General features: G+C 63.1%; 20 protein-coding genes. 10 read left to right on the top strand and 10 right to left on the bottom strand.

Translation table 11 applies throughout. The features are described from left to right. Positions 1–68: 68 nt before the first annotated feature. The 5 genes from NKI88_RS11270 to NKI88_RS11250 form a co-directional block, all read right to left on the bottom strand. Entirely contained in the window at positions 69–1,049 is a 981-nt protein-coding gene (locus NKI88_RS11270) for a phosphodiester glycosidase family protein (RefSeq protein WP_352655130.1), read from the bottom strand. A gap of 189 nt (positions 1,050–1,238) precedes the next feature. Continuing rightward, on the bottom strand, positions 1,239–1,892 hold the full coding sequence (locus NKI88_RS11265) for a D-glycero-alpha-D-manno-heptose-1,7-bisphosphate 7-phosphatase (protein ID WP_352655128.1): 654 nt from the start codon (positions 1,890–1,892) through the stop codon (positions 1,239–1,241). Beyond that, on the bottom strand, positions 1,885–2,457 hold the full coding sequence (locus NKI88_RS11260) for a D-sedoheptulose-7-phosphate isomerase (protein ID WP_023701614.1): 573 nt from the start codon (positions 2,455–2,457) through the stop codon (positions 1,885–1,887). Before NKI88_RS11260 ends, NKI88_RS11265 begins: the two co-directional genes overlap by 8 nt. Before the next feature lie 8 nt (positions 2,458–2,465). Then, on the bottom strand, positions 2,466–3,959 hold the full coding sequence (rfaE1, locus tag NKI88_RS11255) for a D-glycero-beta-D-manno-heptose-7-phosphate kinase (RefSeq protein WP_352655126.1): 1,494 nt from the start codon (positions 3,957–3,959) through the stop codon (positions 2,466–2,468). Positions 3,960–4,083: 124 nt separating this feature from the next. Further along, the gene (locus NKI88_RS11250; protein WP_023671977.1) at positions 4,084–4,716 is read right to left on the bottom strand and encodes a LysE family translocator; all 633 of its coding nucleotides are present in this window, start codon (positions 4,714–4,716) and stop codon (positions 4,084–4,086) included. 134 nt (positions 4,717–4,850) lie between these two features. On the opposite strand from NKI88_RS11250, the gene rfaD reads away from it, so the two are divergent. Genes rfaD through waaC form a run of 3 tightly spaced genes read left to right on the top strand, consistent with a single transcriptional unit; the run spans position 4,851 to position 7,752 of the window. Continuing rightward, the gene (gene rfaD / locus NKI88_RS11245) at positions 4,851–5,801 is read left to right on the top strand and encodes an ADP-glyceromanno-heptose 6-epimerase (protein WP_352655124.1); all 951 of its coding nucleotides are present in this window, start codon (positions 4,851–4,853) and stop codon (positions 5,799–5,801) included. Continuing rightward, a complete protein-coding gene (gene waaF / locus NKI88_RS11240; RefSeq protein ID WP_352655122.1) occupies positions 5,774–6,781 on the top strand; it encodes a lipopolysaccharide heptosyltransferase II in 1,008 nt (335 codons plus the stop codon). The genes rfaD and waaF overlap by 28 nt, the downstream gene beginning before the upstream one ends. After that, positions 6,778–7,752, top strand: a complete 975-nt coding sequence (gene waaC / locus NKI88_RS11235; protein WP_352655120.1) for a lipopolysaccharide heptosyltransferase I — start codon at positions 6,778–6,780, stop codon at positions 7,750–7,752. Before waaF ends, waaC begins: the two co-directional genes overlap by 4 nt. Before the next feature lie 24 nt (positions 7,753–7,776). Here the strand turns inward: waaC and greA are convergent, their stop codons facing one another. Both greA and NKI88_RS11225 read right to left on the bottom strand, forming a co-directional pair. Continuing rightward, on the bottom strand, positions 7,777–8,250 hold the full coding sequence (gene greA / locus NKI88_RS11230; RefSeq protein ID WP_023683753.1) for a transcription elongation factor GreA: 474 nt from the start codon (positions 8,248–8,250) through the stop codon (positions 7,777–7,779). 288 nt (positions 8,251–8,538) lie between these two features. Continuing rightward, the gene (locus NKI88_RS11225; RefSeq protein ID WP_023683752.1) at positions 8,539–9,075 is read right to left on the bottom strand and encodes a tetratricopeptide repeat protein; all 537 of its coding nucleotides are present in this window, start codon (positions 9,073–9,075) and stop codon (positions 8,539–8,541) included. Positions 9,076–9,304: 229 nt separating this feature from the next. Between NKI88_RS11225 and NKI88_RS11220 the strand changes: the two genes are divergently transcribed. From NKI88_RS11220 to NKI88_RS11210, 3 genes are all read left to right on the top strand, one after another. Next, entirely contained in the window at positions 9,305–9,730 is a 426-nt protein-coding gene (locus NKI88_RS11220) for a DUF3775 domain-containing protein (RefSeq protein WP_023683751.1), read from the top strand. Positions 9,731–9,928: 198 nt separating this feature from the next. Further along, complete coding sequence (locus NKI88_RS11215) at positions 9,929–11,005, top strand: extensin-like domain-containing protein (protein WP_352655162.1); 1,077 nt, start codon at positions 9,929–9,931, stop codon at positions 11,003–11,005. Positions 11,006–11,137: 132 nt separating this feature from the next. Then, entirely contained in the window at positions 11,138–11,926 is a 789-nt protein-coding gene (locus tag NKI88_RS11210; RefSeq protein WP_023683749.1) for an extensin-like domain-containing protein, read from the top strand. Positions 11,927–11,946: 20 nt separating this feature from the next. Here NKI88_RS11210 and NKI88_RS11205 read toward each other — a convergent pair whose 3' ends face one another. Next, positions 11,947–12,666: a gamma-glutamylcyclotransferase gene (locus NKI88_RS11205; protein WP_023683748.1), complete on the bottom strand. Its 720-nt coding sequence runs from the start codon at positions 12,664–12,666 to the stop codon at positions 11,947–11,949. Positions 12,667–12,778: 112 nt separating this feature from the next. Here NKI88_RS11205 and NKI88_RS11200 point away from each other — a divergent pair, with 112 nt between their 5' ends. Both NKI88_RS11200 and NKI88_RS11195 read left to right on the top strand, forming a co-directional pair. After that, positions 12,779–13,486 (top strand): LssY C-terminal domain-containing protein, encoded by a 708-nt coding sequence (locus tag NKI88_RS11200; RefSeq protein WP_286440051.1) that lies wholly within the window; start codon positions 12,779–12,781, stop codon positions 13,484–13,486. Positions 13,487–13,556: 70 nt separating this feature from the next. Then, positions 13,557–14,867 carry a hemolysin family protein gene (locus tag NKI88_RS11195; protein WP_023705877.1) on the top strand — a complete coding sequence of 437 codons (1,311 nt, stop codon included), beginning with the start codon at positions 13,557–13,559 and terminating at the stop codon, positions 14,865–14,867. Positions 14,868–14,895: 28 nt separating this feature from the next. Here NKI88_RS11195 and NKI88_RS11190 read toward each other — a convergent pair whose 3' ends face one another. Next, a complete protein-coding gene (locus tag NKI88_RS11190) occupies positions 14,896–15,774 on the bottom strand; it encodes a DMT family transporter (RefSeq protein ID WP_050587720.1) in 879 nt (292 codons plus the stop codon). A 258-nt stretch (positions 15,775–16,032) separates the two neighbouring features. Between NKI88_RS11190 and NKI88_RS11185 the strand changes: the two genes are divergently transcribed. After that, positions 16,033–17,328, top strand: coding sequence for a glucoamylase family protein (locus NKI88_RS11185; protein WP_023705879.1), 1,296 nt, complete (start codon positions 16,033–16,035; stop codon positions 17,326–17,328). Between the two features lie 165 nt (positions 17,329–17,493). Here the strand turns inward: NKI88_RS11185 and NKI88_RS11180 are convergent, their stop codons facing one another. Next, complete coding sequence (locus NKI88_RS11180) at positions 17,494–18,099, bottom strand: NADPH-dependent FMN reductase (protein ID WP_023671992.1); 606 nt, start codon at positions 18,097–18,099, stop codon at positions 17,494–17,496. 89 nt (positions 18,100–18,188) lie between these two features. On the opposite strand from NKI88_RS11180, the gene NKI88_RS11175 reads away from it, so the two are divergent. Beyond that, positions 18,189–18,557, top strand: coding sequence for a winged helix-turn-helix transcriptional regulator (locus tag NKI88_RS11175; protein ID WP_023683744.1), 369 nt, complete (start codon positions 18,189–18,191; stop codon positions 18,555–18,557). Positions 18,558–18,579 lie beyond the last annotated feature (22 nt).

The raw sequence follows: 18,579 nt of genomic DNA, 5'->3' as shown, positions 1-18,579 counted from the left end.
GAATATGCCATCCGGTTTCAGCTACGGAATCGGGAGTACTTTGACCACCCTGCCAAGGGCAGGATCTGCTACCTGCGCTCCACCGTGAGAACAACAGGCAATCCCCAGGGCACATCTAGCGGTGCTTGAAGCAGTGAGACGTCGCCATCCGCGACCTGGGCTTCCCACTTGGCATAGTGTTTCAACCGGAAGTTCCCGGAGCGGACGCTGAGGCAGGCAACAGGCCCGCCATCGAGGTTTAGCGCCGTCTTGAGATCGAGGTCGGTCTGCAACAGGAAGTTTGCTAGCCGGTCCAGCGAGAAGAAAGCGTCCTTGGTCGAACCGACGATGATCCAGCCCTGACGATCTTCCGCGATAAAGGTGCGGTTGGCCAACCAGTTGCTCTTGGCGCGTACATTGTTGCGGCCGTCCTCACCGACAAGCAATGGATAGGAAACCATAGCGTTTTCTGCATTCTGCGTGACTGCGCGCCAGTCGCGCGAGGTCAGATCGACCACATGCGTGCCCGAAGCATTCACGATCCACGCGCCGGCCCTGGCGTCATATTCATCCGGCCCGAGCCTGGCGCCCATGCTGATCAGCGGCGTGTCGGCCTCGCCCTTCAGCCCGAAATAACTGCCATTGGCGATCAGAACGGTGCCGCCTGTGCCTTGTGGATTGAGTGCCGCTTCCCACTGGTCGATGTCCTTGGCACCACTGGGCTCGTTACGGGCAACGAAACGGAATTTGGCTGGATCGAAACGGTTGAGATAGAGCCGGTCAATTTCACGGTCGCCCGCCATGACGGGGATTTCTCTGACCTGGAATCCAGGCTCGGTTTCATTCCATGAGCTGGCTCCAGCGGTCACATCAGGAATTTCCGATTTCAACGCAAGCTGCATGGCAGGCGAGAGACGCGCATCGTCGGGTGCAACGGCGATCCAGTAGCTTCCGCCGCGGCGAAGAAGTGCATTGAGCCCGTACACGCCGTGTTTTTGCCAGACATACCCCACGGCTGAAAGCACAGCCAATATCAACAAGACAACGGCAACAGAGATTGCTTTCTTCAATGAATTCCCCTCGTTCTCGATGGAATGACATCTGCAAATTTCTTGCTTGAATGATGTCTGATCTCTGCAGTTTTTCCGCAAAAGAGCGTGGTGCTTTCCTGGGGAATAGCGTATCGGCTCGCCGTTTCTGCGAAACGGTGAAACGCTCAAGCTAACCTATTGAGATTGCGTCGCAACAGATCCGGAAAGCTAAATCAGTCTCGATCCGAGCGACTCGACAGCCCTCAAAAGCCGTTCCAGATCATCGGGGTTGCGCAGCGGCAGAACCTCGAAGCCCGGCTCATTACTTCCCTCGCCATCCACCAGCCAGCCGCGCGGCAGGCCGGCACGTTGTCCGGCCTGCATATCCGCGGGATTGTCGCCGACGATCAGCGAGCGTTTGAGATCGAGGCCGAGGCACTGCTGGGCCACGAGCAGCATGCCCGGATTGGGCTTGCGCATCGGGTGGTCGGCGACCGCCAGTGGCCCGCTGCCCGCCTCGTGGTAGGCGCAGGCCAGAACCATGTCGACGAAGGCATCGCCGGTGGCAAGCAGCTCGAGAACCCGGCCGTTGACCGCGGCAAATTCCTTCCAGCCGAAATAGCCGCGCGCGATGCCGGACTGGTTGGTGACGATGACCACCGGGATGTTGCCCCGGTTGGCGGCCGCGATGACCGGCACGATGCCGTCGCGCAGCACCATTTTGGCGGGATCGTCGGGATAACCCGTATCGACATTGATGGTGCCGTCGCGGTCGAAGAACAGCGCCGGCGTCCCAGCGAGAAAGGACTGCAAACCCACCCGCTCGACCCACAGGCCGGGTTCAGCCAGCGGGTATGGGCCGTAGGCCCCGATGTCAGCCATTCGACAGACGGTCTTCCACCACCTCGCAGAGATAGTGGTAGAGGCAGAGATGTCCCTGCTGGATGATCGGCGTCGAGGTCGAGGGCACGTTGAGCAGGATGTCGGTGAGCGGCTTGAGTTTGCCGCCGCCGTCGCCGGTGAGGCTGACCACCGTCATGCCCATCATGCGCGCCTGTTCGGCGGCAGCCAGAATGCTCGGCGAATTGCCGCTGGTCGAGATCGCCAGAAGCACGCCGCCGGCCGCGCCATGCGCTTCGACCTGGCGCGAAAACACGGTGTCGAAGCCATAGTCATTGCCCCAGGCGGTCAGCATGCCCGCGTTGGCCGGCAGCGCAATCACATTGTAGGCCTTGCGCTCCTTAAGGAAGCGGCCGACCAGTTCGGTGGCAATGTGGATGGCGTCGCTGGCCGAGCCGCCATTGCCGCAGACCAGCAGCGCCTTGCCCGAGGAAAGCGCGGCGACGACCGCACTCACAGCACGTTCCATCTCGGCGGTCAGGTCACGCTCGACTGTCGCGGTGATCGCGGCCGCCGAGCGGACCAGATAGTCATTCAGTCCGGACATGAAATCCCTCAGTTGGTACCGCCGCCGGCGCGCAATTTGCCGATCGTGCCGGTGGTGCTCTTGCCGGCGACAAGGTCGACCAGGACGACGCGCCCGCCCGCCTTCTGCACCACATCGGCGCCGACAACGGTCTCGACCGTGTAGTCGGCGCCCTTGACCAGAATGTCGGGCAGAAGCGCCTCGATCAGCGCCAGCGGCATATCCTCTTCGAACACCACGACCGCATCGACCGAGGCCAGGGCGGCGAGCACGCAGGCACGATCATGCTGATCGTTGACCGGGCGCCCGGCGCCTTTCAGCCGACGCACCGAGGCATCGCTGTTGAGGCCGAGCACCAGCCGGTCGCACTGGCTGCGCGCCGCGTGGAGAAGACTGACATGGCCGGCATGCAATATATCGAAGCAGCCATTGGTGAAGCCGACGCTCAGGCCCTCGTCCTTCCACGCCGCCACCATGCGCGCGGCCGATGCGGCATCGAGGATGGCGTCCTTGTGGGCGGTGGGGCCGTGCGAGCGGAACAGCGCGCCGGTGAGTTCCTCCACGGTCAGCCGCGCGGTGCCGCGTTTGCCCACCACCACACCGCCGGCGGCATTGGCGATGGAGGCGGCCATGACGCGATCGGCGCCCGCGGCCAGAGCCAGCGCGAAGCTCGCGATGACCGTATCGCCGGCGCCCGAAACGTCGAACACTTCGCGCGCCTGGGTGGCGATGTGGCGCGCCTCATCCGCGCCGACGACGCTCATGCCCTTTTCGCTGCGGGTGGCGACGACGAACTCGAAGCCATGCGCCGAAATCAGCTGGCGTGCCGCCGCGACGATCTCGTCGTCGGCGAAAACCGGGCGACCGACAGCTTCGCCAAGCTCCTTGCGGTTGGGCGTGATGGCGGTCGCGCCGGCATAGCGCGCATAGTCGCGGCCCTTGGGATCGACCAGCACCGGTTTTCCCGCCTCGCGGCAGATGGCGATCAGGTCGGCGGCGACGCCGTCGAGCAAGATGCCCTTGCCATAGTCGGACAGAATGACGATGTCGGCGCGCGTGAGTGCGGCGCGAAAATGCCGGACCAGGTCCGCCCGTTCCTTGTCGTCGAGCGGCTTGATCTCTTCCTCATCGAAGCGCAGCACCTGCTGATTGAGCGCGCTGAAGCGGCTCTTCGACGACGTCATGCGGCCGCGCTCCTGCCCTAGGCCCGCCGTGTCGGCGCCGAGTTCGCCAAGCATCCGCACCAGATTGTCGCCGGCCACATCGGTGCCGATCACCGATATGGGAATAGCGCTGGCACCCAGCGAGACGATGTTGGCGACAACGTTGCCTGCGCCGCCCATCGTCGAGGTCTCGCCGCGCCCGTGCAGCACCGGGATCGGCGCTTCCGGCGAGATGCGCTCGATGACGCCGTTGACGAAACGGTCGAGAATGAAGTCGCCGACCACCAGCACGGCAACGTCGCCAAAGCGGGCAATGGCGCGGTGCAAAGGTTCGGGCGAAGGCGGATTGTGCTTGATCATGTCACTGGCAATGCGAGGGAAAGGCCGACCTCAATCACGCTGAAAATTGTCAATTTACGGGCCGGATCGTTCATGGCGAAGCCGATATACCGCAAATCCGCGCAGCGCAACGTCAGGGCGGCCGTCAGCTCTTCTGCAACGCGACGTGGACGCCCAGTCCGACCAGCACCGCCCCGCCCGCCCGCTGCATGATGCGCTGCGCACGGCTGGAGCGCTTCAGCCGGGCGATCACCATGCCTGCCAGCAACACGCAGACAATATCTGCCGAGGAGAACATTAAATTGACGATGGTGCCCAGCACGACGAATTGCAGCCACACCGGGAACCCCGCCGAGGCATCGATGAACTGTGGCAGGAACGCCATGAAGAAGATCGCCGTCTTCGGATTGAGCACTTCGACGGTGATGCTCTCGAAAAATGCCCGGCGCGCCGATTTGCGCTCGATCGCCGGCAGCGCCGTGTCACCGTCCCCGCGCTTGCGGAACAAGGACACGCCAAGCCAGATCAGATAGAGCGCGCCGATGAGCTTGACCGCCATGTAGAGCGGCGGCACCGCATGGAAGAGCACCGACAGCCCGGCGGCAGCCGCAAAGACATGGAAATAACCGCCAAGATGGATGCCAAGTGCCGCCGTCAGCCCCGACCAGCGCCCGCGCGCCATGGTCTGCGCGGCGGCATAGAGCATCGCCGGTCCTGGAATATAGGCAAAGATCGCCGTGGTGGCGAAAAACGCAATGAGCAGTTCGGTCGACGGCATTTTTTGTCCCCTAGCTTGCGGGCCTCGAATAAAGCGGGCCGCTTCGCGGTCTCACTGTGGCGTCGTGGTGCTTCATCGACAGTACGCTTGGCCTCCCTTATAAGGACCGGAATCGCAAGCAACCAGAGGCATTCATGATCATCGTCACGGGCGGGGCCGGCATGATCGGCTCCAACATCGTCGCCGCACTCAATGCCGAAGGCCATTATGACATCCTCGTCGTCGACGACCTCACCGACGGCCACAAGATCGCCAACCTGGCCGATTTGCAGATAGCCGACTATCTCGACAAGGACGAATTCTTGGCCACCTTGGAAGCCGGCGACCTAGGCCGCGTCGAGGCCGTCTTCCACCAGGGCGCCTGCTCGACCACCACGGAATGGAACGGCAAGTTCATGATGGACGTGAACTACGCCTTCTCAAAGCGCTTGCTGCATGGCTGTCTTTCGCTGCGCATACCGTTCCTCTATGCCTCCTCGGCTTCCGTCTACGGCGGCGGTTCGGAGTTTCGCGAGGACCCCGCACTTGAGCGGCCGCTCAACGTCTACGCCTATTCGAAGAAACTATTCGACGACTATGTCAGGCGCACTGTGTTCGACACCGATCATTCGCAGGTCGCCGGCTTGCGCTACTTCAACGTCTATGGCCCGCGCGAGGCGCACAAGGGCGCCATGGCCTCGGTCGCCTTCCATCTGTTCAATCAGGTCGGGCGCGGCGAAAACCCAAAGCTGTTCGGCGCCCATGACGGCTTCGGCCCCGGCGAACAAAGCCGCGACTTCATCCATGTCGGCGATGTCGCCGACGTCAATCTGTGGCTGTGGAAGCGCGGCTCGAGCGGCATCTTCAACTGCGGCACCGGCCGCGCCCAGCCGTTCCGCGCCATTGCCGAGACCGTGATCGATACGCTGGGCAAGGGCGAGATCGAGTTCATTGAATTCCCCGATCACCTCAAGGGCAGCTACCAGAGTTTTACCCAGGCTGATATGTCCCGTTTGCGTGCAGCCGGCTATAACGGGCAATTCCGCACAGTGGAAACCGGCGTCAGAGACTATGTCGAATGGCTGAAAGCCCAACGATCCTCGTGATCGGCCCACGCTGGGTGGGCGATATGGTCATGGCGCAGTGCCTGTTTTCAGCGCTGAAGGACGTCCATCCCAACGCCGCCATCGACGTGCTTGCCCCGGCCTGGGCGGCCCCGCTGGTCAAGCGCATGCCCGAGATTCGCCAGCAGATCGATTTCCCGCTGCAACCCGGCGCGCTTGAATTCATCATTCGCCGCCGCTTCGGCCGCCTGCTGCGCGGCCGCTACGACATGGCCTACGTCCTGCCGGGTAGCTGGAAATCGGCGCTGATCCCGTTCTTTGCCCGCATTCCGCGCCGTTTCGGCAATTTGCGCGAAATGCGCTATGGCCTGCTGACCGACATCTTGCCGCTGCCCGATGCCGTCAAACGGCACACCGCGCAGGCCTATTTTGGCCTCGCCCAAGGCGGACATTTCCGGCCGCCGCGGCTCACCGTCGACGCCGGCAATCAGAAAGAGCTGCTCGCTCGCTTCGCACTTCAGCCGGGAAAATTCGTCGCCATGATGCCCGGCGCCGAATTCGGTCCGGCCAAACGCTGGCCTAGCGAAAGCTATGCCGGCCTCGCCAGAGAGATGATGGCGAAAGGATTCAAGGTCGCGTTGTTCGGCTCGAAGAACGATCGCGACGTCACCGCCGAGATCGCAGCACTCGCGCCCGGTGTCGTCGATCTGGCAGGAAAGACGCGGCTGGAGGACGCCATCGACCTGATCGCCGCGGCCAGGCTGGCGGTGTCCAACGACAGCGGGCTGATGCATGTCGCGGCCGCCGTCGGCACGCCGGTCGTTGCCGTCTACGGTTCGACCTCGCCGGAAAACACGCCGCCGTTGGCTGAACAGCGCGAACTGATCTGGTTGCATCTGTCCTGTTCGCCCTGCCACCGGAAGGTCTGTCCGCTGGGCCACCTCAACTGCCTGAAGACGCTGGACGTTGCCCGAGTGGCAGCGGCGGCGGACAGGTTGCTGGAACTCCCGGCCGCCGCATGAAGGTGTTGATCGTCAAGACCTCCTCGATGGGCGACGTCATCCACACCTTCCCCGCCGTCGAAGATGCACGCCGCAAGCGCCCGGATATCGCCTTCGACTGGTGCGTCGAAGAGGCCTTTGCCGGCATCGTCGCGCTGCATCCGGCGATAGCAAAGATCCATACCGTCGCCATCCGGCGCTGGCGCAAGCATCTGTTCAACGCCGGCACATGGCGGGAGGCGACAAGCTTGCGCCGCGCTCTGCAAGCAGGCGAGTACGACCTCGTCATCGATGCGCAGGGGCTGCTGAAATCGGCCCTGGTGGCGAAACAGGCAGCGGCACCAATCGCAGGTTTCGACCGCGCAAGCGCGCGGGAGCCCTCGGCAACGTTGTTTTACCAGCGCAAATACGCCGTGCCGCGCAACCTGCACGCCATCGAACGCACGCGCCGGCTGTTCGGGCTGGCGCTCGGCTACGAGCCCGATCTTTCGGCGCTCGCATCCGGGATTGTGCCGCCTCCCGGCGGCCTGGCCGGCATTGACGGCAAGACGGCCTTCCTGCTGCACGGCACCAGCCGCGAGGACAAGAAATGGCCCGCCGAAGACTGGATCGAAACGGCTCGCCTGCTGGTTGGTAGCGGAATGACGCCGGTCACCACCTGGTCGAACGAGCGTGAGAAGGCGGTGGCCAAGGCGATCTCGAAAGCCGTGCCGTCAACGATCGTGGTGCCGAGATCGCCGCTGGCAGACATTGCCGCGATCCTTGGCCGCTCGACGCTGGTTATCGGCGCCGACACCGGTCTGACCCACCTCGCCAGCGCCTTCGGCCTGCCGACGGTCGCGGTGTTCCTGGCGACCGAGCCGGGTTTGACCGGCCCGCGCGGGCAATATGCCTCAACGTTGCTGGCCGCAGCGGGGGAGCGCCTAACGCCTTCGAAGGTGGTGGCGGAAGCTAAGAAGCAACTGGCGCTCAAATCACGAGCACCAGCCTAGAGCCTTTCAGAAGTATCTGAGGTGCTAGATAAATTGCACCTGGACGATCTCATAACCCCTGGCGCCGCCGGGGGCGTTGACCTCGATGGCGTCGCCGACTTCCTTGCCGATCAGCGCGCGCGCGATCGGCGATGAGATCGAGATACGGCCCGATTTCACATCCGCTTCCTGGTCGCCGACAATCTGGTAGGTCTTCTTTTCCTCGGTGTCCTCGTCGACCAGCACCACCGTGGCGCCGAACTTGACCTTGTCGCCGCTAAGCTTGGTGACGTCGATCACCTCGGCCCGAGCAATATAGTCTTCCAGTTCGTTGACACGGCCCTCATTGAGGCTCTGCGCCTCTTTGGCGGCATGATATTCGGCATTTTCGGACAGGTCGCCATGCGAGCGCGCTTCGGAGATCGCCTCGATGATACGCGGCCGCTCTTGCTGCTGGCGCCAGCGCAGTTCTTCCTTCAATGACGCGAACCCCTCGCCTGTCATCGGGACCTTGTTCATGATGCCTGACCTTTCCTGCCGCCACCCCCGCATTTCGGGGAAAGCCTTGTCGATGGGTATAAAAAGAAAACGGGTCCGGCAGCCTCGGGCTAACGGAACCGTTTCACCGCAATTTTCCCCAATATAGCGATCCTCGCGCGTTTTTCACGCTGAAAAAGCAGGCTTTTTGAAAAATCATGAGCCGACTTGCGCAATTGCCGTCACGGCGTGTGCAGCGTGTTGCAGTTGCGACAACAAAAACCGGCTGCGATTGCTCGCAGCCGGCCCAGAGAAGCCGTTGGGGTGGGGTCAGCTTCTCATGAAATGGTAGATCTGTTCGGCCAGCATGCCGTATTCGCGCGAATCTTTGCCCGTCCGCTTCTCGATCTCGGCCAGCTGCGCCTGGGCGCCGGCCAGATCGCCGATCTGCAGATGGGCCTCGCCGAGATATTCGCGCACCAGCGTGTAATCCGGGTTGATGCGGAGCGCTTCCTCGTAATAGCCGAGGCCGACGGTGACACGGCCGGAATGGCGATGCGAATAGCCGAGATAGTTGAGGATGCGTGGATCCTGCTTGTTGGCGGCAAGGCTGAGCACGGCGATCGCCTCGTCATAACGCCCGGCCATGGCCAGGTCGTGACCAGCATCATAGATGTTATCGTCGTCCAGCATGCCGTACTTCGGCGCGACGCATTTCTGCTTTTTCTTGTCCCAGACCTGCCCCTTCTTGCACTGGGTGGTGGTCTCGGTACCACCGCCACCGCCGCCGGCCGCAAACACCGGAACCGCAAAGAACTGCAGCGCCACAAGCGCCGCAGCCGCCTGGATCAACACTCTTTTATGCATCGAAGCCTCCTTGAGGGATAATGACGATCTTGAGGGAAAATGACGATAATGAAAAGCTAACGCCGGGATGCAGACTTTTCATCCCGGAAACCCGCAGCCGCCGAAACTATTTGTGCGGCCGTGCCTAACCTGAATTCGGTCAAAGGCGGGAGCCAGGGATCAGAACATGACGTGACGCGCGCTGCAAATCCGCTATCATTCGGGAAATGATCAGCGGGGGTGCCCGAGAGTGCAACAGCGCCGTGAGCGGGAATGGGAGCTATCGATCGGCCCGGACACCGTGCGCCTGTTCATTCTCAAGGCAAAGGGACTGAGTGCTGCCGTCAACGAAGACTATGCCGACGGTGCCGAGCATGAGGTCGAGCTCGATGGTGAATCACATGCCAATCACCACCATGACGGTCTGGCGGAGGAAAGCGCGGAAGACCTCACCGAGGAAGAGCTGCGCGAGCTGATCAACGACCTCAACGTCGACGAAGCGGCCGAGTTGATCGCGCTGGCCTGGGTCGGCCGCGGCGACTATGACGCAGCGGAATGGTCCGATGCGGTTGCCGCCGCGCGCGACCGCGCCAACAAGCGCACGGCGAAATACCTGCTCGGCATGCCGCTTTTGGCCGACTGGCTGGAAGAAGGGCTGGAAGCGATTGGCGCGTAACGACGTCGTTACCGTTCGTGATGGGCCGCAGGCAACCTCCGGGCGTTCGCGCCGTTGAGGACGATGGGGTCGCTTGTACTTTCCCGAACATCCAGGGTTGCACTGGTCATGGTCGTCACGGCTCTGCTGCTGACGCCCCTGCTGACGCAAGCCGACGCCAAACAGCGCAAAAAGCATTACACGCCGCTGTCACAGCGGTTGGAGCAGCTGTTTTCACCGCGGGTCGACTCGCATCCTAAGCCGCGCAGCAAACACCGCCAGAAGCCCAGTCCAAAGCGGCACATCACGCCAAAGCAGGTGGAACAAAAGACCCCGGATAAAAAGCCCTCGCCCGCCGATGTTCCGGTGCAGCCCTCGCGCGTTGTCCCGCTGCCCGAGGCGCGTCCTTCAGAGGCGCCGAAGACCGGCGCGGCACCGATCGAAAAGCAAAAGGCCGAAGGTCCGAACCCCCTTGGCGCGCCCAACCGGTCCAATGACGATCGATTCAACGAAGAAAAGTCCCGTTTTAAAAAGCAGGCGCGGCCCGGACCGTCAGCCCCGAAGCCGTCGACCGATAGGCAAAGCGAGCCCGAGCCGCCGGCCGCGGCGCCGATTCCGACACAAAAGCCAGACACTTCGGAACCTGAAGCTCAGCCGCCGGCCGTTGCTCCGCAACCACCTGAAAAACCCGATGCCGGCGACAAGAAGATGCTGCCCGATGCGCGCTCGGCCGAAGTGCCCGATGCAAAAATGCCGGCGGCGGAAGTCGCCTGTCGCGAGCGGCTGACGGCCCTTGGTGTCGAATTCGAGGAGCATAAGGCGGAAAGCAATCCCGACATCGGCTGCTCGATCCCCTATCCCCTGGTGCTGAAGTCGCTCGGAAAATCCATCGCCATCGGACCCACGACCGAACTCAACTGCCCGATGGCCGAGGCGGCAGCCCGCTTTGCCGCCGAAATCATCCAGCCTGCGGCGAAAGCCGAGTTCGGCGCCGACCTGAAATCGATCAACCAGGCATCGGCCTTTGTCTGCCGGCCGCGCAACGGCACGCGCCATCTGTCGGAACATGCCTTCGGCAATGCGCTCGATATTGCCAGCTTCACGTTGTCGGATGGCAGAAAGGTCGAAGTCGGTCCAACGCCGCCCGAGAAGGACGGCAAATTCCTCAATGCGGTGCGCAAGGCCGCCTGCGGACCGTTCAAGACCGTGCTTGGGCCGGGCGCGGACCCGGACCATTCCCTGCATTTCCATCTCGATCTCGAACCGCGCCGGAATGGTGGCACTTTCTGCCAGTAATGGCCCTCCAGTGATCGTCATGCCGGTGATGGTCTGGCTGCCGCATTTCGGCCGCAGGCATGAACGGGAACGCTGAGTTTTCCTTTACCCTTGATCGTTAAAATCCCATCGATCAAGGACAGGATTCCGCCCATGGCCGCAATATTTCGCGCCGCCGCGAAGGCAAAAAGCGCAGCGATACTGGCCACCGGTCTTGCGCTGGCCGCCGTTTCGGCTTGCAACACTGGCAGCGTGCTGTCGCTGCAGCCGGCCGTCGATGTCGGCTCGCAGACCGCGGCCGTGCCGCAATATGAAGGCATGCAGAAGCTCGTCCCGTCCAATCCCTATATGACTGCCGCCTATCCGCGCATGGACGAGCCGATGTCGGAGCCGCAGCAGATGCCGGCCAGCGAAACCGATTGCCGTGGCGAGCTGAAGCGCCTTCGCGTCGTCTACACCGATGTCCAGCCGATCCATGAGGGACAGTGCGGCATAGACTGGCCGGTCAAGGTCTCCGCCATCGGCGGCATCCAGATGAAGCCCGCCGCGACATTGACCTGCGACATGGCCGCAAGTTTCGCCGCCTGGACCAGCAACGAACTGGTTCCTTCCGCCCGCTGGCGCTATTTCTCGGGCGTCAAGACCATCCACCAGGGCTCGAGCTATTCCTGCCGCAACATCGCCGGCGAAGGTGTCCTGTCCGAGCACGGCAAGGGCAACGCCCTCGACGTCATGAGCATCGAGCTCAACAACGGCGACGACATCGATGTGCGCAAGCCCGGCCTGTTTGCCTTCCGCACCCGCGGCTTCCTCAACAATGTGCGCGCCGACGGCTGCCAGTATTTCACCACCGTGCTCGGTCCCGGCTACAATTACGATCACCGCAACCATTTCCATTTCGACATCAAGAACCGCAAAAGCGGCTACCGCGCCTGCCGCTAAGGCGTTTCACCGTTCAGAAATCAGTCGGGATTGGCGTTCCCGGTGGAAGCGATGATTTGCTCGGCTACCAGATCCTGAATGCGCCAAAGGTTCCTGTCGCGGATACCGCTCTCTTCCAACTTGCTGACGGTTCGGAACAGGTATTGAGCCGACGAGCCCCAATGCCCGGCAGCCCGCGCCAGCGTGTCGGCAACCTGCTCCAATGGCAGCCGGCCCGCATAGGCCCTGCCGTCTGGCGCGGCGACGAAAGCCAAGGCCCGCAACGGCCCATCCTTGGTCTTGACCTTGATCCAGCATGGCACGTTAGTCGGCGGGTTGGCATCGATCTCGCGGCGCATCAACTGGCCAAGTTGCCCGACATGGTCTTCCGCGGGCAGCCGATAGACGATGCCGTTGCAGCTGCCGCCTCGATCGAGCGCCAGCATCAGCGCCGGCAAATCACGGGTTCCGCGCCAACGGGTCAGCGTCAGGCAGAACGAGCGGTGCCATCCTGGCGCCGTGGCCGGGCGCTGCTCGACATGGGCGAATTCGGGGTTCCAGATCAGCGACCCGTAGGCAAAGACCCATAGCGCTTCAGGCCGATGCTCCGACAGAAGTTGCTCGACAAGACTATCGAACTCCGCGTCCGTATGCTCGGTTGTTCCGGGCTCGGGACCCGCATCCGGTTCGACACGCTCGACCCTTGCGACAAGGTCCGCGGTCAATGCCATCGAGCTGCGACCCACCGGCTTCTTATCCATTCCTGCTCACCCCCCGCAAAAACGATGGCCGACGATAGAACGGCTGCTCGCCGCTGGCCATTGATTTCCAGGGTCCGTCAGGCACAGATACCGCACGGATCGAGCCGCTTTCATGAGCCGACGAAGCCTGCAACGACGCGCATTGACCTGGCTCGCCGCTCTTCTGGCGGTCTGGCTGGCCCTCGCCTATGTCGCCGCGCCGGAATTCTGGACGGTTCGCGACCGCGGCTTTCGCACGCAGACTTTCGAGATGGTGACACACACGCCGCAAGGCATTCCGGGCGACCCGATCAATATCGGCCTTGTCGGTACCGAAAAAGAGATGGTCCATGCCTTCGCCATGGCCGGATGGGATACGGCCGATGGCGTGACGCTAAAGACCGCGATCGAAATCGGTGAGAGCGTGCTGTTCGACCATCCCTATCCTGACGCCCCGGTCAGCCGGCTGCTGTTCGAAGGCCGCGCCCAGGATCTCGCCTTCGAAAAGCCGGTCGGCGGCAGCGCCGACCGGCGCCATCATGTCCGCTTCTGGCGCAGCGATGCGACCGGCGACGACGGCCGAACGCTCTGGATGGGCTCGGCCAGCTTCGACCGCGGCGTTGGTCTCAGCCACGATACCGGCGCCATCACCCACCATATCGCCCCTGACATCGACGCCGAGCGCGATCTCGTGATCCACGACCTGTCGGCGGCCGGCATGGTGATCTCGGTGAGCGACATCCCGGGCATCGGCGCCACCAGGACCGGACGCAACGGCGGCGGCGATCCCTATTTCACCGACGGCAAGGCTGTTGTCGGGGTGCTCAGGCAATTCCCCTGAACCACTGTCATTTTCCAAAAATCATCGCGGACTATTTTCCTGCGGCCCGCCGCAATGCTATTGAGCCCTGATGCTATACGTCGAAATCGCCACCGTGGTCGTCCTCATCTGTGTGAACGGCCTTCTGTCGATGTCCGAGCTCGCCATCGTGTCGTCGCGCCCGGCGCGGCTCAAGGCGATGATCGACCGCGGCGTCAATGGCGCCGGGCGTGCGCTGACGCTCGGCTCCAATCCCGGCAAATTCCTGTCGTCAGTGCAGATCGGCATCACTCTGGTCGGCGTGCTGTCGGGCGCCTTCTCCGGCGCCACGCTGGGCGACAGGCTGTCGGTGTACCTGGCCTCGACCGGCATGCGCGAAAACATCGCCGATCCGCTCGGCGTCGGCATTGTCGTTGCGATCATCACCTATTTCTCGCTGATCGTGGGCGAGCTGGTGCCCAAGCAGATCGCGCTGCGCGATCCCGAGCGTGTTGCGGCCCGCGCAGCGCCTGCGATGACCATCCTCGCCACCGTCTCGGCGCCGCTGGTGTTCCTGCTCGACATTTCCGGCCGCGCCATATTGTGGCTGCTTGGCCAGCGCGGCGAGAGCGAGGAGAAGGTCACCGACGAAGAGATCAAGATGCTGGTCGCCGAGGCCGAGCACCACGGCACCATCGAATCCGACGAGCGGCGCATGATCGCCGGCGTCATGCGGCTCGGCGATCGCGCCGTGCGCGCCGTGATGACGCCGCGCACCGAGGTCGACTGGATCAATTTGCAGTCCGATGAGGGTGCCATCCGCAAGCTCTTGATGGAGACCCAGCATTCGCGCCTGCCGGCCGGCGATGGCGGCGTCGACGTCATGGTTGGCGTTGTTCAGACGCGCGACGTGCTGGCCGCCCTGCTCGCCGGCCGCGCACTCGATCCGCGCAAGCATGTGCGCGCCGCCCCCATCGTCTACGATCAGGCCGACGCGCTGGATGTGCTGCAGAAGCTGAAGGAATCCGACGTGCCGATGGCGCTGGTGCATGACGAATACGGCCATTTCGAAGGGATCGTCACGCCTGCCGACATTCTCGAGGCCATCACCGGCGTCTTCCGCGCCGACCTTGATGCCGGCGACGAGGAAAACGCCGTCAAGCGCGAGGACGGCTCATGGCTGCTCGCGGGATACATGCAAGCCGACGAGATGGCTGACGTTCTCGGTATCGACCTGCCGGAAAACCGCGACTACGAGACCGTCGCCGGTTATGTGCTGTCGCACATGCACCATCTGCCGGCGACCGGCGAATGCGTCGACGCGCAAGGCTGGCGTTTCGAGGTCGTCGACCTCGATGGCCGCCGTATCGACAAGCTGATCGCCACCCGGCTGCCCAGCGGCCATCGCGAAGTGGTGCGTTGACACTCTGCCGTCAAAGCGAATAGCGCCCTCAGACCGCGGCTTCGATCGGTTCGGCAAGCTTCGGATTGGAGCGCGAGGCGATCAGGCAACTGGCCACGATCAGGGCCGCTCCAGCCAGCGTGGTCCAGGTCGCCGCCTCGTCGAAGAACAGCCAGCCAAACACGATCGCCCAGATGAAGGCAGAATACTCCGTTGGGATTAGATATTGCGCTTCGGCCCGCGCGTAGGACCAGCTCATCAGGAACTGGCCGGAGAGCGACAGCGCCGTCACTCCGGCCAGTGGAAGCCAGAGATTGCCCGGCAGGGCAACCGCGAGCCAGGGAGCGGCGGGGAGAAGGACGGCGACAACGCACAGGTTCTGGAACAGCATGATCTCGACTGGTTTGGCCACCAGCGCCTGCCGCCGCGAGAGGATCAGATTGTAGGCGTAGAACACCGTCGATGCGAGCACCGCCACCGTGCCAAGCAGGGCATCCCCGGTATAGTTCCCTTGCCCGAACTGTCCGGCCATGATGATGACGACGCCGGCGATGCCCGCCAGCGACGCCCAGATCGCCTGGCGCTGTATGCGTTCGCCCAAAAGCAGCGCCGCCAGCAGGAGAGCGAACAGCGGCGCGACGAAACTAAGCCCGATCCCATCCGCTAGCGGCAATCTGGCAAGGCCCCAGAAGAACGACAGCAGAACGATGCCCACGACCACGGCGCGCAGCGCGTGTAGCCGCAGCACGGAAGGCGTGGGAAGGGAACGCGGCCCCGCCGCCCAGGCCGTGCCCGCGACCACGCTCGCAAGCATGCTTCGCCACAGCACCGTGTTGTAGACACCGACGGCGATGACCAGGATCTTCATTGCCGCATCCATGGCGGACAGAAGGAAGATCGCAAGTGCACAGACCAGCACCGGGGTCATGGGGGAAACGACGCCTGACGGGCTGGGTAACTTCACGGGGCATGCTCATGTGATGGATCGCAGCCGGATATATCAGGGGAGGACGGCCAGGCCAGATGGCAGGGCCGTGCATATGGCGGTCCAACCGATCTTCGCAGCCCCTCGATTTGAATTCGGTGCGTCGGCAGCGCCTTTCGCTATCGGCCCCAGCCTGCCCTCACCCATGATTGATCCGCTGGAAGAATGGCAAAAGCAGCCAAAGCCTCTATATCGATTGTCATGGATGCATCGAACGAACACGCGCTAAACGACGAGCTTCTCCAAGATATCCAGCGCCTGTCCTTCGAGTATTTTCTCAACGAGGCCAACCCTGCCAACGGCCTGGTCGCCGACCGCAACACGCAGGCGTCGCCTGCCAGCATAGCCGCCGTCGGGCTCGCTTTGTCGTCCTATCCCGTCGGTGTCGAGCGCGGTTTCATGACGCGCGATGCCGCAATCGAGCGGACGCTCGCGACGCTTCGCTTCTTCTGGAACGCCCCGCACGGGCCGGAGCCCGATGCCACCGGCTACAGGGGTTTCTACTATCATTTCCTCGACATGAAGACCGGCCGCCGCGTCTGGAATTGCGAACTGTCCACGATCGATACCGCCCTTTTGCTTGCCGGTGTTCTGGCCGCCGGCGCTTATTTCGACGAGGACGATGAGCTCGAACTGGAAATCCGCCAGCTTGCCGATGCGCTCTACCGCCGTGCCGACTGGCGCTGGGCGCAGAACGGCGGCGCCACCGTCACCCATGGCTGGCGGCCTGGAAAAGGCTTTCTCCGCTACCGCTGGGAAGGATTTGACGAGGCGCTGATCCTGTACGTCCTGGGTCTCGGTTCGCCGACCCACTCGCTGCCGCCCGAGAGCTACGCGGCCTGGCTGTCCACTTACAAATGGAAGACCATCTACGGCCGCGAGATGGTCTATGCCGGCCCGCTTTTCATCCACCAGTTCTCGCATATCTGGATCGATTTTCGCGACATCGGCGATGCCTTCATGCGCGATCACGACCGGGACTATTTCGAAAACAGCCGCCAGGCGACGTATCTGCAGCGCGATTACGCAATCCGCAATCCGAGGGGGTTCGCGGGCTATGGCGAGAATTGCTGGGGCGTCACCGCCAGCGACGGCCCAGGTCCGATCGCGCGGCGAGCCGATGGACGCCGCTTCTTCGGTTATCTCGCCCGCGGCGCACCGTTTGGCCCCGATGACGGCACGCTGTCGCCATGGGCGGCAATCGCCTCCTTGCCTTTTGCGCCGGAAATCGTGCTGCCGGCGCTGCGCCATTTCCACGAGATGGACCTGCGCGACGGCAACCCTTACGGCTTCACCGCGAGCTTCAACCCGACGATCGCTGCCGACGACGGCCGCGCCTGCGGTTGGGTATCGCCGGACCATGTCGGCATCAACCAGGGGCCGATCGCCCTGATGATCGAGAACTACCGGTCCGACTTCCTGTGGCGATTGATGCGCCGCGTGCCGGCCATCACCACAGGACTGCGCCGGGCCGGGTTTTCCGGCGGTTGGCTGTGACAGGCGGCGATCCTTCGCGCGGGATCGTCAAGGCATCAGCGCGAGTTTGCCGGTCCGACTCCACCATCCGGCCAAGGGAGCCGAGAGCGCCTCTTCACGCGAACGAAAAAGGGCGGCGCAAACGCCGCCCTTTGGAAAAATCATCGATCCTTGGGAGGATAAGGCTCAGGCCGCCTGGGCTTCGCCGGCAATCGCGTCGGCCTGACGCGCTGCCTTGAGCACGCGGGCCCACCAGGCAACGTCGTTGACCAGCGCCGTGGCAGCCTGGTTCAGATGCTCGATCTCCTCGAGCTTCTTCTCGCCCTGGCGCACCGCCAGGAAATCGCTCCAGGCAATGTGAACGGCGGATTTGACCGGCGCCATCTGCAATTCGACCGCGGCAAGACGCAAATGTTCGACAGCGCGCGAGCCGCCGACGCTGCCATAGCCGACGAAACCGGCCGGCTTCTTGTTCCATTCATTGGCGGCGTAATCGATGGCGTTCTTCAGCACGGCCGTCGGGCCATGATTGTATTCGGCGGCGGTGAAGATGAAGCCGTCGAATTCGGCGACCTTCTTTTGCCAGCGCTGGGCAACTTCGTTCTGCGACGGCGCCCAGGCGGACGAGGCGACCTCGTCGAAGAAGGGCAGCGGCCAGTCGCGCAGGTCGACGGTCTCGACGTCGATGTCGGCATGAGATTTCGCGATCTTGGCGATCCACTGGGCGGGCACATCGGCGAAACGCGCGGCGCGTGTCGAACCGACGACGATGGCGATTTTGGGCTTGGACATGGGGCTCTCCATATATGCAAAAGCTGGTATCGTTTGGATACCGGCGCTATATGAGATACTGACAAATGGCAGCGCAAGGAGGCACCGTTATGTTACTGAGGCACCCGCACAACACCGAAGACTGCCGCGCCGTCTCGGAAATCCTGCAGCGCGTCGGCGACAAATGGACCGTTCTGGTCGTCGGCAAGCTGGGCGGCGGACCGCTGCGTTTCAATGAGTTGCGCGCCGCTGTCGGCGGCATTTCGCAGAAGATGCTGACCACCACCTTGCGCGGTCTTGAGCGCGACGGCTTCGTCACCCGAACCGTGTTCCCGACCATCCCGCCACGCGTCGACTATGAGCTGACGGAGCTCGGCCATGAGCTGCTGGTGCCGGTCGGCGCGCTCGGCGAATGGGCGCGGAAGAACACCTCGCGGGTCCAGGCGGCGCGTGAAAGATTCGATGGCGTGCACGCCTGAAAACCGTTGCCCAGCAATAGTT

This window comes from Mesorhizobium sp. M0317 (assembly GCF_040321555.1).
GTDB lineage: Bacteria > Pseudomonadota > Alphaproteobacteria > Rhizobiales > Rhizobiaceae > Mesorhizobium.
This window is presented reverse-complemented; position numbering and strand designations above follow the sequence as displayed.